We start from the raw sequence: 16348 nt of genomic DNA, 5'->3' as shown, positions 1-16348 counted from the left end.
CGCAATTCAGGATGGGCAGCATGACTGCCAACTATACCGACGCCGGCCTCGACTTGTCTTACGATCTCGAATTTTACGCACTGATGGCGGAAAGCTTCGAACGAAGCGTAGGACGCAGCCTGACGCCCAAGGGCCAGGGTGCCGAATGGCTTTACGAGCAGTCGCCGGCGGTTGTCCTTGCCCACAACACTGACGCCGATCCGCGCTTCATCTACGCAAACCGCGCTGCTCAGGCCTGCTTTGAATATTCGTGGGACGAGTTCATCACTTTGCCATCGCGTCTTTCGGCGGAGGCACCCGATCGCGCGGAACGTGACAGGTTGTTGAATGCCGTAGCGGCCAACGGCTTTATCGCCGACTACCGCGGACTTCGCATCGCCAAGTCAGGACGGCGTTTCTATATCGAGAAAGCCATCGTCTGGGATCTCGTCGACCGCAGCGGACACCGTCGTGGTCAGGCTGCGACATTCGACTCCTGGCAAGACGTGCAGGCGGATTGAGCGCCGGCTGCGGAGACGCCGACCACGCGCCGGATATGTTTCCGCGGCTTTGCAAACCATCGTTTGCCACTTGGTTGCCAAAAAACCATGATTGCGTCACATAGATCGCACATCGACATCAGGCATAAAGAATTGGATCAACGCTGCATGCGCATAGCCTACGTTTTCCTTGGTGCATTTCTTGCAATTGCACAGTCCGCATATGCTGAAGTCGCATCACCGCCTGTTTTGGCGCCGCTAAAGCGACAGGCGCAAGCCGCTGAGTTGAGCGCACAATTTCTTTCGCGGTATAGCTACAAGCCCGTTCCACTCGACGACGCCTTGTCGGCCAGGATCATGGATGGGTTCATCAAGTCACTTGATCCGGACCGCATGCTCTTCCTGCAAGCGGATATCGACAGGTTTATGTCAGATCGCAACGAGATCGACGATGCGATAGAACGGAAGGACTTGAAGATCCCGTTTGCGATTTTCAACGCCTATGAACAGCGCGTTGTCGACCGCATGAACTACGCGCGCAGCCTGCTGAAGCAGGGCTTCGATTTCAGTACGCAGGAAAATTATTCGGTGCTGCGCGATAAAGCGCCGTGGTCGCAGTCGGAAGCCGAAAGCAATGAGCTTTGGCGCAAACGCGTCAAAAGCGACTGGTTGCGGCTGAAGCTCGGCGGCAAAACCGACACGGCTATTCGCGAAACGCTCGACAAACGTTACGAAAACACACTCGAGCGCGCCTACAAGTTCAAAAGCGACGACGTGTTCCAGTCGTTCATGGACGCCTATTCGACGTCGATCGATCCGCACACGGACTATTTCGGCGCGGCCGCTTCAGCCGACTTCAATGTCTCGATGAAGCTTTCGCTGTTTGGTATCGGAGCTGTGCTGCAGGAACGCGACGACTACACGACGATCCGTGAGCTCGTGCCTGGCGGGCCGGCGCAACTGTCCGGCAAGCTCGCGGTCGGAGACCGCATTACCGGTGTTGGTCAAGGCAAGGATGGGGCGATCAAGGAAGTGGTGGGCACGCGCCTTGATGAAGTCGTGCAGATGATACGCGGAAAAAAAGGCTCCGTCGTGCGGCTGGACATCCTGCCGGCAGATGCCGGAGCAGATGGCACGCACCGCGTCATCAGCCTGGTGCGCGATAAAATCAGTCTCGACAAGCAGGCCGCCAGGAAGACTGTGCTGTCCGTGAAGGCGGGCGACGCCACGCGTAAAATCGGGATCATCACGCTGCCGGTATTCTATGAGGATTTTGAAGCCAAGGGCAAAGGCGACAAGGATTACAAAAGCGCAAGCCGCGATGTCGCCAAGCTTCTCGACGAACTGAAGCAGGAAAAGGTCGACAGCGTTCTCATTGACCTGCGCAACAATGGCGGCGGTTCATTGGACGAGGCAATTGATTTGACCGGTCTCTTCATCGGCAATGGACCGGTCGTTCAGCAACGTCGCAGCGACGGCAAGATCGAGGTTAAAAGTGCTGAGTTTGCAGCGCCTGTCTGGACAGGTCCGATGGGTGTCCTGATCAATCGCGGCTCGGCGTCGGCTTCGGAGATTTTTGCCGCGGCAATCCAGGACTACGGTCGAGGCGTAATCGTCGGTGAACCCAGTTTCGGCAAGGGCACCGTTCAAACCGTCATCGATCTTGACCAGATCGTCCGCAACAGCAAACCCGAGTTCGGGGAGCTGAAAGTGACAATTGCCCAGTTTTTCCGGGTCAACGGCGGTACGACGCAGCTGCGCGGCGTGACGCCTGATATCGGCTTGCCGGGACTGTCCGATCCGACTGTTTTCGGGGAGACCAGTTATGACAATGCGCTGCCGTGGGCTGAGATCAAGCCCGCGAACTACACGCCCGCTGACACTGTCACGACGCTGCTGCCGACATTGCAAAGCCGCCATGATGCGCGGGTTGGCAGCGATCCGGACTTCCAACGCCTGTTGAAAGACATTGCCGACCTCAAGGCCCAGCGCGAAAAAGGGGTCATCTCCCTCAATGAAGCCGAGCGTCGCAAAGAAGCGACGGCTCGCGAGAAACGCTTCAAGGATCGAGCGGAAGCAGGGGATGGCGAGGATCTTGGAGATGATGGCCTTGAGGCCGGCGAGCGCAGCCTGAGCGCTGATATTGCCATCGAGAATGCCCGCAAGAACGCCAAAGACGTCCTGCTGGATGAGGCGGCCGCCATTCTTGCCGACGAGGTGGATTTGCAGGAAGGCATGCTAAAGGCAGCCACGAAACAAACGGGAAAAACGGACGGAAAATAGTCATTCGACACCTAGAGGGCGAACGCCGTCCACTGGGGTTGCTGCTTGACGCTCGACACACGCGACTTCACACTTGCAGTGTTGAAGGTGAGTCGGACAGACTGTACCGTTTTTCATATCCGTTGCTCGCCTGAGAAGGAGTCGCCAGCAGGGCTGATTGGTCCACGCGCCGACCGGTACCGGTTGGTCGCAAATAGGATCGAGGTTGATTGAGTTCGAGCTCGCAGCCGCTCCTGTTTTTCTCGTGAGGTCGCGCCGTGGACAAAGTGCTATCAGCAGTCGATCCTCCTCGCGACAGCCCGCTTTGGCACCGGAATTTCCCGTTGCTGAGCAACCGCCGGTCTCTGCTTTGGGGCCTTTTGATACCCGTTTTGCTTCTTGCAGGCATCGTTGTCTTTTATCGCGAAATCCACCACCTCGAAGAGCCGGTCAGGCCCTATGAACATCGAGCTCTCAATAAGGCTGTCCGATCATCTCGCATAGCCGCCCGCCCTGATCCGGCGGCTCCTTCTACCCTCCCGCCGATGTCGATATCGCTGCAGCTGATCGAGGTCCCGAAGCTGGAATTGGCAAGTCAGTTTCTGCGGATATGGCGCGTCTCGGGGCCGAATATTTGCGGTGCTCTTCGAGAGGCCGGCATCGAGATGAGCGAATGGAAAGCCGCATCGATGCGCAATCGCAGCTATGAATGCTATTTTCAGCGCATCTACGAACGGGACGAGGTGCGTCCGCTCAGCTCGACCTTCCTGAAGGTTCGCGGAGATGAAATGGGCGACATTCTTGAGATCCGCGCCAAGATCATTGGGCCAACGACCGACGCCCAGGGACGCCTCGCCCCGGCCGTCCTACGCATTTTCGAGATCATTGTGAAGCAGGCGTGCTGGCGTGATTTCGAGGATACTCTTGCCTCGATCCAAAACCTTCAAAATGTCGAATACGAACGATTCGGCTCCTATCTCAGCTTCACACGTGAAGCCGGCAGCGCAAATATCTTTAATTTTGTTCTTGGCCTTAAGGCGACTTCAGGTTCGCAGGTGAGGACCAAGATGTATTTTTCGACTGAGCGCTGGCTACAGATGCCCGCAGTGCTCCTGCCAGCTTCATCTTCAGGGAGCGCTTGGGGGCATCCATATCAGCCAATTGCGCTCAATGACGTCGCAAGCCCCCGTCAAAGTCCAAGATCAATTTGGAACTGTGGCTAAACATCGACGGCTTCATCGTTTTGAGCGATGAAAGCGTCACGCCGAGCAGCCAAACAGACCGCCGTGGTGATTCGGCCATGAATGCTGCGATCATCCCTAAATCTTCTTGTACACATACTATGTGTACGTTATATTGAGATCAAGGAGATAGTTATGCCGAGAACCGCGGACAATAAATCCGAACGCTACCAGCTGCGCATCCCGCCAAAGCAGAAGGCAATGATCGCGCGCGCAGCTGCCCTTTCGAACAAGGATATGGCCGATTTCATTCTCGATAAGATAGTACCTGAAGCCGAAGCCGTCATCCAGGCTGCTGAAGTTGAGACCGTTTCGAGCCGCGATTTCATCCGCATCCTCGACCTGCTTGAACGCCCGCCCAAACCAAACGCGAGACTACGCGCCGCGATCTCTGCTCTACCGGATGCCTTGTGACCCTCCCCGTCTGGCATGAAGAGCCGATCGCTAAGTCGCATGATCGGGCCTCATTCGATTGCGGTGATGCGGCAATGAACGAGTTCATTCGGCGCTTCGCCCGGCAGAGCCATGAGCAGAATGCGGCGAAAACCTTCTGCGCTATCGACAAGGCCCACCCTGATCGCATCCTCGGATTCTACACAGTCGCGCCCTCTGCCGTTACGCATGAGGCCGTGCCTCCGAAGATGACGAGAGGCCTCGCACGCCATGAAGTCGCAGGCTTCAAGCTCGCGCGCTTGGCAACCGACATAAAGGTGGCGGGAAAAGGTTTAGGCGGTCAGCTCATCGCTGCTGCAGCGCTCCGTTGCCTGCGGCTCGCCAGCGAGGGCGGCGGGATCCTGCTAATCATCGATGCCAAGAGCGAGCGCGCCGCCCATTGGTATGCCAGCTACGGCGCCGAACCGCTGCAAGGGAAACCGCTCACCCTCGTTATGCCGCTTGCCACCTTCGCCGCCGACTTCAAGGCCAAGGGGCTCCTGTAGCCGTTTAGCCGCCAAGCCATTGTGCTGCCGGCCCGAACCGCGACATCTCACATCATCCGTCAAAGCTGTTTGCCAGCAGAACTGCGGAGAGCTTTTTTATTCCCGCCCCAAATCCTATCTACAAACTCTCACCGGGATTGAGGACAACCGCCGATGCCGCCGAACGCATGGACAGGCCCGGAAAAGAACATATCTTCGAAGGATCCTTCCTTTTGAAGCCTCGAATCAAACAGCACGGGCACACATCCATGACCAAAGGCTCCGATCTTCTAGTGGCAGCGCTTGAGAACGAAGGTGTCGAGCGCATCTTCGGCATTCCCGGCGAAGAGAATCTCGACGTCGTCGAATCCATCCGCAAGTCGTCGATTGAGCTCGTGCTCACCCGACACGAGCAGGCGGCGGCGTTCATGGCCGCGACCTATGGCCGCCTGACTGGCAAGCCCGGCGTCTGCCTGACGACGCTTGGGCCGGGTGCTCTCAACCTCTCGACGGGTGCGGCATACGCCTTGCTCGGTGCGATGCCGATGGTGATGATCACCGGTCAGAAAGGGATCCTCTCATCCCGCCAGGCGCGTTTCCAGGTGGTCGACGTCGTCGCGTCGATGAAGCCGCTGACCAAGCTCGCAAGGCAGATCGTATCGCCGCAGATGATCCCGACGACGGTCAGGGAGGCGTTCCGCATCGCCCAGGAGGAAAGGCCGGGGCCGGTGCATCTGGAGCTTCCGGAAGATATCGCGGCCGAAGAATGCCAGGAGGTGGCGCTGATTGCGCCGCACCAGCTCGAACTGCCGACGGCAAGTGAGGCGGCGCTTAACCGCGCAGCCGCGCTCATCACCGCGGCCAAGCGTCCGCTTCTGATGTTCGGGGCCGCCGCCTCGCGTCCCCGCTCGACCTCCGACATCGCGCAATTCGTGATCCGCACGCGCATCCCGTTCTTCACGACCCAAATGGGGAAGGGAACGGTTCCGGGTGGAACCGAACTTTACATGGGCACCGCGGCGCTGTCGGAGCGCGACTATGTCCACGAAGCCATCGAACAGGCCGACCTCATCGTCACGATCGGCCATGACACCATCGAGAAGCCGCCGTTCATCATGGGCAAGGGCGGTCCGAAGGTCGTCCATATCGGATATCAGCCGGCGACCGTCGAGCAGGTCTATTTCCCGCAATCCGAGGTCATCGGCGACATCGGCCCCTCTCTGAAGGCGCTGGCCGATCGCCTCGAGGGCAAGCTGCCAAACGCGCAGGCGCTTCTTCATCTCCGCGAGCGCATTCTCGAGCGCATCGCCGCGCGGGCTACGGAGGATCGCTTCACGCCACAGCGGCTGGTCCACGACATAAGAGAGGTGATGCCGCATGACGGCATACTGGCGCTCGACAACGGCATGTACAAGATCTGGTTCGCCCGAAACTACCGGACGCGAATGGCGAACACGCTGCTGCTTGATAATGCTCTTGCAACGATGGGAGCCGGACTGCCGTCGGCCATGGTTGCCTCGATGCTCTACCCGGAGCGGCGTGTCATGGCGATCTGCGGCGACGGCGGCTTCATGATGAACTCCCAGGAACTCGAGACGGCCGTCCGGCTGAAACTCAACCTCGTCGTTCTTGTCATCGAGGACAATGCTTACGGCATGATCCGCTGGAAGCAGGCGGTGGATGAGTTCCCGGATTTCGGGATGACCTTCGGCAATCCTGACTTCGTGAAATATGCCGAATCCTATGGCGCCAGGGGAACCAGGGTCGACGATATCGGTCAGTTCAAAAAAGTCCTCGAAGAGGCATTCTCCGGAGGTGGCGTCCATCTGGTGAACGTTCCGGTCGACTACTCGGAAAATGAACGCGTGCTGGTGAAGGAGCTTCGCGAGCGGCTCCCCGCGATACTGGAGGCCTGAGATGCAGTCTACCATGAAGGTCTATCAGGCGTTCGACCGTGAGCCGATTGCCGAGCTACCGGCAGACGACGCATCCGCGCTCGAGCGCAAGCTTCAGCTCGCCGCAAAGGCCTTTGCCGATCGCGATAGCTGGCTGCCCGCGCATCAGCGGATGGCAATCCTCAGGAAGGCGTCGGCGCTTCTGCAGGAGAACCGCGACCGCTTTGCGATGATGATCGCCCGCGAAGGCGGCAAACCGCTGACCGACGCAATCATCGAGGTGACGCGCGGGATCGACGGCCTGGTGAACGCGGCAGACGAACTGCGCAATTTCGGCGGCAAGGAAATCCCCATGGGGCTGACTGCGGCCAGCGCGAACCGATGGGCTTTCACCACCAAGGAGCCGATCGGGGTCGTGGCGGCGATATCGGCGTTCAACCATCCGCTCAATCTCATTATCCATCAGATCGCGCCTGCGATTGCGGTCGGTTGCCCTGTGATCGTGAAGCCGGCGGCAACGACGCCGATTTCCTGCATCGAGATCGTCAAGCTATTCTGGAAGGCCGGTCTCGACGAACGCTGGTGCCAGACCCTCATCACCGAGGACAATGCGCTTGCCGAAGCCTTCGCAACCGATCGTCGCGTGGCGTTTCTGAGTTTCATCGGCTCTGCAAAGGTCGGCTGGCACCTCAAGAGCAAGTTGCCGCCGGGCACCCGATGCGCGCTGGAACATGGCGGAGCGGCACCCGTCATCGTCGACCGCAGCGCCAATGTCGATGCGATTGTCGGCACCATCGTCAAGGGCGGCTATTACCACGCTGGGCAGGTCTGCGTGTCGGCGCAGCGTCTTTTCGTGCACGAAGATATTCTGGCTTCCTTCACCGAGGCTCTCGCCGCCAAGGTTGCAGCCCTGCATGTCGGCGATCCCAAGCTTGCACAAACCGAGGTAGGGCCGCTCATCCTGCCGCGCGAGGCGGACCGCGTCATGAGCTGGATCAAGGAGGCGACGGATGCCGGGACCAAGCAGATCGGCGGCGGGCGGATGTCCGATACGACGCTTCTGCCTTCGGTTCTGCTGAACCCGCCTGTCGAAGCGAAAGTGTCGGTGCTCGAGGTCTTTGGACCGCTGACTTGCGTCTTCGGCTACCGCGACCTCGACGATGCGATCCGCATTGCCAACTCGCTGCCCTATGCCTTCCAGGCAAGCGTCTTTTCCGCCGACATAGCGGTTGCTCTCAAGGCGGCAAAACATCTGGATGCATCGGCCGTTCTCGTCAACGACCATACGGCGTTTCGCACCGACTGGATGCCTTTCGCCGGACGCAGACAGTCCGGATACGGGGTCGGCGGCATTCCCTCAACGATGGAAGAGATGGCCGACGACAAGATGGTCGTGTTCAACCAGGTTACTTAAGATCAGTCGGTACTCCGTCGCCGTTGGCAGCCGACAAAGACAATGGACGACCCTTTCGCCAGCGTGCTGGACCAGCGGCATTTGCATCGAGGCTGCTGGGCGATGCGATATCGAGTACCGCTGAGAGTTAGACAAGCATTGGATAACAGCTCGCTCAGCCAGGATCGACTTGCCTCGCCTGTTATCGGGAGGCATGGTCTGTCATGGAACAACGGAATCACGAAACTACGGACGAGAGGTCCTTGGCCATGCTCGAAAGCTCGCAGCGCATCGCAAACATAGCTGATTAATGTTTTCCTTCCTGCACAGTTCGGACCTTCATATTGGCAAACGATTTGGCAATCTTCCGGAGGATTTGAGAGGGCGCCTGCGCGAGGCGCGGCATGGCGTGATCGCTAGGCTCGCCGCGGCGGCACGAGAGCATGGCGCTGGTGTCATCCTGCTCGCGGGCGACACCTTCGATACCGAGACGCCGACGCCTGCCGTGCTTCGGCAAGCGCTTGGCGAGATGGCCCGGAATACGCCGCTGCGCTGGGTCCTGCTTCCGGGCAACCACGATTCACTGCTGGCGGACCAGCTCTGGAGTGCGGCGCGCGGCGTTGTGCCCGACAATGTCATCCTGGCGACGGAAGCGGTGCCCCTTCCGCTTGGACCTGATGTCATCCTGCTGCCGGCGCCTTGCACGACCAGGAGGCCTGGCCGCGACCTGACCGAATGGATGACGGGTGCCGCCACACCGGACGGCGCTATCCGCATCGGCCTCGCCCATGGCCCTATCCAGGAATTTTCGGAGGATGCCACGGCGACCAACGTGATTGCGCCGAACCGCGCGGCGCTGGCCGGCCTCGACTATATGGCTCTCGGCGATTGGCACGGATCGGTGGCGGTGGACGCCAGGACGTATTATAGCGGTGCGCCCGAGCCGGACCGTTTCAAGCATGACAGGCCGGGGCAGGCGATGGTCGTTTCCATTGCCGGGCAGGGGGCGATGCCGACGACGGCGGCGGTGACGACCGCCAGTTTTTCCTGGCAGACATTGCACCTTCCTCTGCTGGCATCGGAAGACGGTGTTGAAGTGCTGAAGGCCGCGTTGCCGGAACCGTTCGCGCGCCGACAAACCCTGTTGCGCATCGCGCTGTCCGGCCGTGCCCGGTTGAACGGGCGCACAGCAATGATCAGCCTGCTGGAGCAGGTCGCGCCGGAATTTGCGCATCTGGAGATCGATACCGATCTTCTGGGGACCGACTGCGAGAGCGATGATCTCGAGACCATCGACCGAGCCGGTGCGCTGCGCGATGCTGCGGACTTGCTTCTTGCCGAAAGCCTCGACGAGGCCCGTTCCGGCGACGACAGGAACGTGGCGCGCCAAGCGTTGATCCGCCTGTTTTCCTATTGCGAGGCGATCGATCGATGAAACTCACCGCCCTTCGCCTCCACAATGTCAAACGTTTCGCCGGCCGCGGCATATCAGTCGAAGGAATCACCGACGGCGTCAATGTGCTGAGCGCCGCCAATGAACACGGCAAATCAACCTGTTTCGAGGCGCTGCATGCCCTGTTCTTCCAACCGCACAGCGGCAATCCAAAGAGCGTGCAGATGCTGCGCCCCTATAGCGGCGGCAATCCGATCGTCGAGGCCGATATCACGATCGAAGCCGGCCGCTACCGCCTGACCAAGCAGTTCCATAGCGGACGGCGTGCCAGCGTCACCGATCTCGGCAGCGGCCGGATCGTCGCCCAGGCCGACGAGGCCGAGGCGTTCATCGGCGATCTCATTTCCGGCGGAACCTCCGGCCCGGCAGGCCTGCTCTGGGTGCGTCAAGGCGTCACCGGCATCGAAAATCGCAGCAAGAGCGAGGAGGAGAACGACAAGCGGGTGCGCGAAAGCCTGCTGTCTTCGGTACAGGGCGAGGTGGAGGCGCTGACGGGCGGACGGCGCATGTCGGCGGTGCTCGAAGCCTGCGAGGACGAACTCAATCGCCTGGTCACCGCGACGCTCCGGCCGAAGGCAGGAGGCCGCTTTGCCGCCGCTCTCGAGGAGCGTGACCGGCTGCAGGAGGAGGAGGCCCGGCTGGCCAAGGAGGTCGAGATGCTGCACGGCGCACTCGACCGCCGCCGCTCAGTGCAGGCGAGACTGAGCGAACTGGAAAACCCTGATGAGGAAGCCGGCCGAAAGACGGCGATTGCCAATGCCGAGGTGGTGCTCGAAGCCGCTAAACTGCATGACAGGGAACTCAAAGCGCTCGATGCCGAGGCCACCTTGGCCGCCAGCCGCCGCGATGAGGCGCAACAGGTATTCGACCGCTTCCACACGGCATTGAACCGCAGCGGCGAACTCGCGCGGCGTTTCGCCTTGGCGGAGAAAGAACTCTCGAGTGCAGCCAAGCGACGCACGGCATCGCTGGCCGAAAGCGAGGCGGCAACGGCGGAGGTGCAGGCGGCCGAAGAGGAGGAGCGGATAGACCGTCAACTGCTTGCGCGGCTGGAGGCAGCGCTCCGTTCACGCCACGCCGCAGAGCGACTGGCCGAGGTCCGTCTGCGTCTCGAACAGGCGGAAGCGGCGCGCCAGCAGATCGAGGACGGGGAGGCGGCGCATGCATTGCTCGCCATTCCAGCCGATGCGGTCGAGCGGCTTGAAGCGCTGGATCTCAAGATCGTCGGCTTGCGTGCAGCCGCCGAGGTCGGTCTTCCCACGCTCAGGGTCGATTACCTGAAGGATGCCTCCGGATCGGTGAGCATGGACCGCCAGCCCTTGATTGGGGGTGAGGACAGAAGCTTTGCCGGGATCGCGAAGCTCGACATAACAGGCGTCGGCACCCTTACCATCCACTCCAGCCGGCAGGCAGATCAGGACGGGGCGCTGGAGACTGCGGAAGCCACGCGCCAAACATTGCTTGCCAAGCTCGGTGTCGACAGTCTGCGAGCGGCGCGACAGCGCGATATTGCCGCGCGGAACAAGCAGGAGGAACTCGTGCGGGCGCGCCAGCGGCTCGCGGATCTCGCCCCGAATGGCATTGACAAGCTTCACCTCGACGCCGCACGCTTTGCCGAACTCAGCCAGGATCCGGTCGAACTCGAGGCCGACCCGGAAGAGGTGCGCGCCCGTCTCGCGGATGCGACGCGGCGCATCGAACTATCGCGGAACCGGGCGCGGGAGGCGTCAGTGATGCGCACGGAAGCCGGCGAGGCCATATTGCGCGCGCAGACGGAGCACACCAGGCTTGGCCAGGAACTCGAGGCCATCGAGGCGGTCATCGGCCCCGAAGCCGGCCGAACTGAATTGCAACAGGACCTTGCTCTCAAGCTTTCCAGGGCCAAAGAGCAGGTCGATGCTGTCGAACTGCGGGCCGAGCCTTTGCGCAGGACAGGGCGGGACCTCGCAGGCGCAGAGGCCGCCCTTGCCAGGGCGCGCTCGGTCGCCGACGCCGCAGGCCGCGAAATTGCCAGGCTTCGCGAAGAGCTTGCCGATCTCGGCGGTCAGATCCGCACCCGCTCGGACAGCGCGGTGGAAGAAAACTGGTTGGAAAGCCGGGATTTGTTGGCAGCGGCGCGCGAGCAGGCGAAGCGTTTCGAGACGGAGGTCGGCGTGCTCGATCGCCTGCGCAAGGCGCTGACGGCAACGCGGGCGGCGGCGCGCGACCTCTATCTCAAGCCTGTTATGAACGAACTCGCCCCGCTGCTCGGCCTGCTGTTCGACGACATCTCGATCACGTTTGACGGCGACACCTTGCTGCCGCAGATCGTGCGCCGCAACGGCCTGGACGAGGATGTCGACCGGCTGAGCGGCGGCATGCGCGAGCAGCTCTCGGTGCTGACCCGCCTCGCATTCGCAAGGCTGCTTGCCCGCGACGGCCGGCCGGCGCCTGTCATCCTCGACGATGCGCTTGTTTATTCCGACGACGACCGGATCGAGCGGATGTTCGATGCGCTGCATCGCCAGTCCCGCGACCAGCAGATCCTCGTCTTCTCCTGCCGCCAGCGCGCCTTCGCCAAGCTGGGCGGCAATGTGCTCACCATGCAGCCATGGCAGCCGGATTGATGAGGATCGATGCTCAGGCGACGCCGACGACTCGCTCAAGCCACAGATAGGCGGCGGCCGTCCAGGAAAAGCCGAGGCCGCCGCATCCTTGGCCGGTGACCGGGTCGAAGTATTCGGCAAAACCTTCCGTTTCGATCGCCGCGATGGTGGATCGCCGCAGCTCTTCGGCGACATCCGCGTGGCCATTGCGATTCAGTCCGTCGATCAGAAGCCAGTTGATGATCGCCCAGGCGGGGCCGCGCCAGTAACGCTTCGGCTCCCAGCTGGCGATGCCCGGCTTCGTCGTCGGAAAGGCGACCTTGAGATCCTTGGACCAGGCTTTCATTTCCGAAACCAGGGCGCCGGCAACCTGCTTGTCGAGGTCCAGCGAGAGGAGGGGGATGAAACCGGCTTGCGTTGCGGCTTCGACATCTTCACCGGAGATCAGGTCTCGCGACACGAACCGCGAAAGATCCGGCCGCCATTGGGCCATTATCGCCTTGCGAGTGCGGTTATTGAAGGCAGCGATCTCGATCGCGTCCTCGGTCCGGTCGAACAGGCGGGCAAGGTGCTCGAGGTCTTCGCCGGCCTTGAGCAGGATGGCGGTCGTCTGGATCTCGGAGACCTTGAAGGACGCCTTTTCCCATTGTTTCGCTGGATCCCAGCCACAGGCGGCATAGGTATCGACCAGATGAATGAAGCGGCGGTAATCCTCATCGCGCGGGCGCATGTCGGCATCGACATGGCCGGTATCCTTGCGCACGACGGGGGTATCGGTGGTGGTGGGTACACGAGCGAGCGCGATGTCCCAGGCGGGAGAATTATCGCTGCCGCTTTCCCAGGGATGCAGGAGCGCAACGAGCCCGGTGCCATCGGGATCGCGGGCGGAATACCACCAGCGGTGCCATCTCAGCGCCGCCTCGTAGAGGGGCAGGGTGCGCGTCTCGGCATCGTTGCCCGCGGCTTCATGCAGCTTGCGCAGCGCGATCGCGAAGACCGGCGGCTGGGTTATGCCGGAGGTCGGGATCGTGTGCGTCGTGCGCCAGACTTTCGGTCCCGGGAAATAGGTTTCGCTTGGCGCGTGGAAGAGGATATGCGGGATCATCCCGTCCGCCCACTGGCCTTCGACCAGCCGTTCCAGCTCGCGATAGGCGCGATCGATGTCGTAGAGCGCGAAGCCCATGGCGACGAAGGCTGAATCCCAGTTCCACTGGAAGGGATAGAGCCGGTCTGTCGGCACAGTATAACCGCCGCGATCGTTGGCGGCGAGGATGCGCTTCGCCTGGTCGATATGCATATTCATGTCGGATGCTCCGGTATTCTTAGGCCAAGACGGCCGGAAAGGACTTGCCGCTTTCGGGTGAAAGCCAGGTGATGCGCTTCTGGTCGAGCTTCAGACCGATGGTGTCGCCGCTCTTGACGGTTTCCGAGGCCGGCAGGATGACGCGCACCGGCTGGTCGTGGATCGAGCCGGTTAGAAGCAGGTGCGAGCCCATCGGTTCGGCAACGCGTACCCTCATTTCTAGACCCTGCGGCAGCGGCGCAAGTTCGACGGCTTCGCCGCGCAGGCCAAGGATCACTTCATTGCCGGACCCCTGCGGCGCGGCAAGCTGCTCGGCGCCTGCCGCCACGTGGCTGTTCGTCACCGGCACCTTGATGAAATTCATCGGCGGGTTGCCGATGAAGCCGCCGACGAAACGTGTTGCCGGGTGATTGTAGATATCGACAGGACGTCCGACCTGCTCGACGACGCCGCCATGCATGACGGCGATGCGGTCGGAAAGGCCCATGGCTTCGGTCTGGTCGTGGGTGACGTAGATCGTCGTGGTCCCTGCCGATTGCAGCACGGTCTTGAGTTCGGTGCGCATTTCGAGGCGGAGCAGCGCGTCGAGGTTCGAAAGCGGCTCGTCCATCAGGAGAACCTTCGGTTCGACGGCAAGGGCACGAGCGACCGCGACGCGCTGGCGCTGGCCGCCGGAGAGCTTGTTCGGGTAGCGGTCGAGGTATTGCTCGATATGCAGCAGGCCGGCGGCCTTCTCGACCTGCGCCTTCACCTTGGCGTCGTCGGCCTTCTGCATCCGCAGCCCGAAGGCGACGTTCTCATAAACTGTCATGTGCGGAAAGACGGCGTAGTTCTGGAAGACCATCGCAAGGCCGCGATCCTTGGGAGGCAAGCCGATCACCGACTTGTCGCCGATGCGGACATCTCCCGACGTTGCGGTCTCGAGGCCGGCGATGATGCGCAGCAGCGTGGTCTTGCCGCAGCCGGACGGACCGAGCAGCGAGACGAATTCGCCGTCGTTGATCGTCAGCGAGACCTCTTTCAGCGCCTGGAAGGCTCCGAAGCTCTTGCGGATGCGGTCGATGACAATATTGGCCATATCTCTGGTCCCGTTATTTGGAGGAAATGCCCCAGATCGCGAAGAGGTAACGTCTGACCGCGAAGATGAAGACAACCGAGGGAAGGATGAGCATCAGGCCCCCGGCAAAACGGTAATGCATCGGGCTTTCCGACAGCACGGTCAGCAGGTAAGCGGTCAGCGTGCGGTTGCGCACCGTCAGCACCGAGGCGGCAAAGACCTCGTTCCACGAGATGACGAAGGCAAAGACCGCGGTTGCGACGATGCCGGGCAGCGCCAAGGGTGCCACCACCTTGAAGAAGGCCTGGATGCGGGTGCAGCCGAACACCCAGGCGGCTTCCTCCAACTCCTTGGGCACGCCGAGGAAAATGCCCTGCGTAACGAGTGCCGCGAAAGGCAGCGCCAGGACGGTATGGATGAGACCGACGCCGACGATCGTGTCATAGAGGCCGAGCCGGATGAAGGAGACCGTCAGCGGCAATGCCAGGATCGCCAGCGGGAAGGCGCGGGTCAGCAGCACCAGGAGGCGGTAGCTGTCCTTGCCGCGGAAATCATAGCGGGCGAGCGCATAACCGGCCGGCGCGCCGAGCAGGATCGAAAGCGCCACCGTAATGCCGGCTGCCCCCAGCGAATTGAGGAAGGACTGGACGACGCCTTCGGTCTTTAGGAAGAGAATGAAGGGCTCCAGCGATATGCCAGTGGGAAGACCGGTCTTCGGCCAGATATAGACGCCCTGGCGACCGCCAAGTGCGCCGAGTGCCACCAGATAGATCGGCACCAGCACCCAGGCGCAAAGCGCTGCGATGCCGCTCCAGAGAAGCCAACGGCGTGAAGAGACGAAGCCGGCCGCTTTGGGTGTGTCTGCGGCCGTGCTGATGGTGTCCGTGGTCATGGCAGGCGCTCCGGATCGACTTTCAAGGCCTTCAGATAGATGAGCGTGGCGGCAAGCGAGATGATCATGATCAGCACCGCATAGGCGGCAGCGACGCTGTAGTTCTGGTTCTGGTTCTGCCAGTTGTAGGCCTCGCCGACGAGGACCGGGAAGTTGCGTCCGCCGAGCGCATAGACCACCGCGAAGACTTCGAAGGCGAGCACGGTGCGCAGGATCAGCGCTGATTGCAGAGCCGGGCGGATCAGCGGCAGGGTGATGCGCCAGAAGCGCGTCCACGGGCCAGCACCGAAGATCTCGGCGGCTTCTTTGAATTCCTTGGGCACCTGGTTGAGACCGGCGACGATGATGACCATCACGATGGCCGTGCCGCGCCAGATTTCGGCAACCGCAATCGCAATGAAGAGCGCGACCGGCGTCTGGTAGGAAAGCCAGCTCGCTTGCCTGCCGATGATGCCGAGGCCGAAGAGCAGCGAATTCAGATAGCCGGTATTTTGCAGGATCGACAGCCAGACGAGACCGGCGGCGAGATCGGAAATGCCGAGCGGGATCGTCCAGATCCACAGGATCGTCTCGCGCCCGCGGCCGACCTTGGCGACCATGGTGCCCATAGCAAGCGCAATGGCGATCTGCACCGGCACGACAGCGATCGTCAGCAGGAAGGTGTTCTTCACCGAGCGGGTGAAATTGATGTCGGTGACCATCCGCTCGGCATTATCAAGCGACAGCACACCATTATCCGAAACCGCCAGCCAGATCGTCTGCACCAGCGGCACGACGAAGAGCAGCGCCAGAAAGGCGACGGATGGCAGGATCAGCAGATAGGGGATCCAGGGTCGGCTATTGGTCATCGACTCCCGCCTTGACGAGCAGA

13 protein-coding genes are annotated in these 16348 nt (G+C 61.4%); 9 read left to right on the top strand and 4 right to left on the bottom strand.

What is annotated here, in order from left to right:
* Positions 1–20: 20 nt before the first annotated feature.
* The 9 genes from ACD590_RS25140 (at position 21) to ACD590_RS25100 (ending at position 12246) form a co-directional block, all read left to right on the top strand.
* The gene (locus ACD590_RS25140; protein ID WP_439003626.1) at positions 21–500 is read left to right on the top strand and encodes an MEKHLA domain-containing protein; all 480 of its coding nucleotides are present in this window, start codon (positions 21–23) and stop codon (positions 498–500) included.
* Positions 501–647: 147 nt separating this feature from the next.
* Positions 648–2762, top strand: coding sequence for a carboxy terminal-processing peptidase (locus ACD590_RS25135; RefSeq protein ID WP_018245605.1), 2115 nt, complete (start codon positions 648–650; stop codon positions 2760–2762).
* A gap of 323 nt (positions 2763–3085) precedes the next feature.
* On the top strand, positions 3086–3964 hold the full coding sequence (locus tag ACD590_RS25130; protein WP_026188693.1) for a DUF6030 family protein: 879 nt from the start codon (positions 3086–3088) through the stop codon (positions 3962–3964).
* A 153-nt stretch (positions 3965–4117) separates the two neighbouring features.
* Complete coding sequence (locus tag ACD590_RS25125; RefSeq protein WP_018245607.1) at positions 4118–4396, top strand: DUF1778 domain-containing protein; 279 nt, start codon at positions 4118–4120, stop codon at positions 4394–4396.
* Positions 4393–4920: a GNAT family N-acetyltransferase gene (locus ACD590_RS25120; protein WP_018516793.1), complete on the top strand. Its 528-nt coding sequence runs from the start codon at positions 4393–4395 to the stop codon at positions 4918–4920. Before ACD590_RS25125 ends, ACD590_RS25120 begins: the two co-directional genes overlap by 4 nt.
* Positions 4921–5168: 248 nt before the next feature.
* Positions 5169–6815, top strand: a complete 1647-nt coding sequence (locus ACD590_RS25115) for an acetolactate synthase large subunit (RefSeq protein WP_018245609.1) — start codon at positions 5169–5171, stop codon at positions 6813–6815.
* A gap of 1 nt (position 6816) precedes the next feature.
* Entirely contained in the window at positions 6817–8208 is a 1392-nt protein-coding gene (locus tag ACD590_RS25110; protein ID WP_439003625.1) for an aldehyde dehydrogenase family protein, read from the top strand.
* Positions 8209–8497: 289 nt separating this feature from the next.
* On the top strand, positions 8498–9622 hold the full coding sequence (locus ACD590_RS25105) for a metallophosphoesterase family protein (protein WP_131590891.1): 1125 nt from the start codon (positions 8498–8500) through the stop codon (positions 9620–9622).
* Positions 9619–12246 (top strand): AAA family ATPase, encoded by a 2628-nt coding sequence (locus ACD590_RS25100; RefSeq protein WP_439003624.1) that lies wholly within the window; start codon positions 9619–9621, stop codon positions 12244–12246. Before ACD590_RS25105 ends, ACD590_RS25100 begins: the two co-directional genes overlap by 4 nt.
* Positions 12247–12259: 13 nt before the next feature.
* On the opposite strand, the gene ACD590_RS25095 is transcribed toward ACD590_RS25100, so the two are convergent.
* Genes ACD590_RS25095 through ACD590_RS25080 form a run of 4 tightly spaced genes read right to left on the bottom strand, consistent with a single transcriptional unit; the run spans position 12260 to position 16325 of the window.
* Entirely contained in the window at positions 12260–13528 is a 1269-nt protein-coding gene (locus tag ACD590_RS25095) for an MGH1-like glycoside hydrolase domain-containing protein (protein WP_439003623.1), read from the bottom strand.
* A 19-nt stretch (positions 13529–13547) separates the two neighbouring features.
* Positions 13548–14606, bottom strand: coding sequence for an ABC transporter ATP-binding protein (locus ACD590_RS25090; protein WP_018444745.1), 1059 nt, complete (start codon positions 14604–14606; stop codon positions 13548–13550).
* Between the two features lie 13 nt (positions 14607–14619).
* On the bottom strand, positions 14620–15477 hold the full coding sequence (locus ACD590_RS25085; protein WP_018245615.1) for a carbohydrate ABC transporter permease: 858 nt from the start codon (positions 15475–15477) through the stop codon (positions 14620–14622).
* Entirely contained in the window at positions 15474–16325 is an 852-nt protein-coding gene (locus tag ACD590_RS25080; RefSeq protein WP_018245616.1) for a carbohydrate ABC transporter permease, read from the bottom strand. The genes ACD590_RS25085 and ACD590_RS25080 overlap by 4 nt, the downstream gene beginning before the upstream one ends.
* Between the last annotated feature and the right edge of the window lie 23 nt (positions 16326–16348).

Source organism: Rhizobium sp. 862_C5_N1_2, assembly GCF_051811205.1.
Taxonomy (GTDB): domain Bacteria; phylum Pseudomonadota; class Alphaproteobacteria; order Rhizobiales; family Rhizobiaceae; genus Rhizobium; species Rhizobium leguminosarum.
Note: the sequence above shows the minus strand (reverse complement) of the source record. Positions and strands in the feature narration are given on the sequence as shown.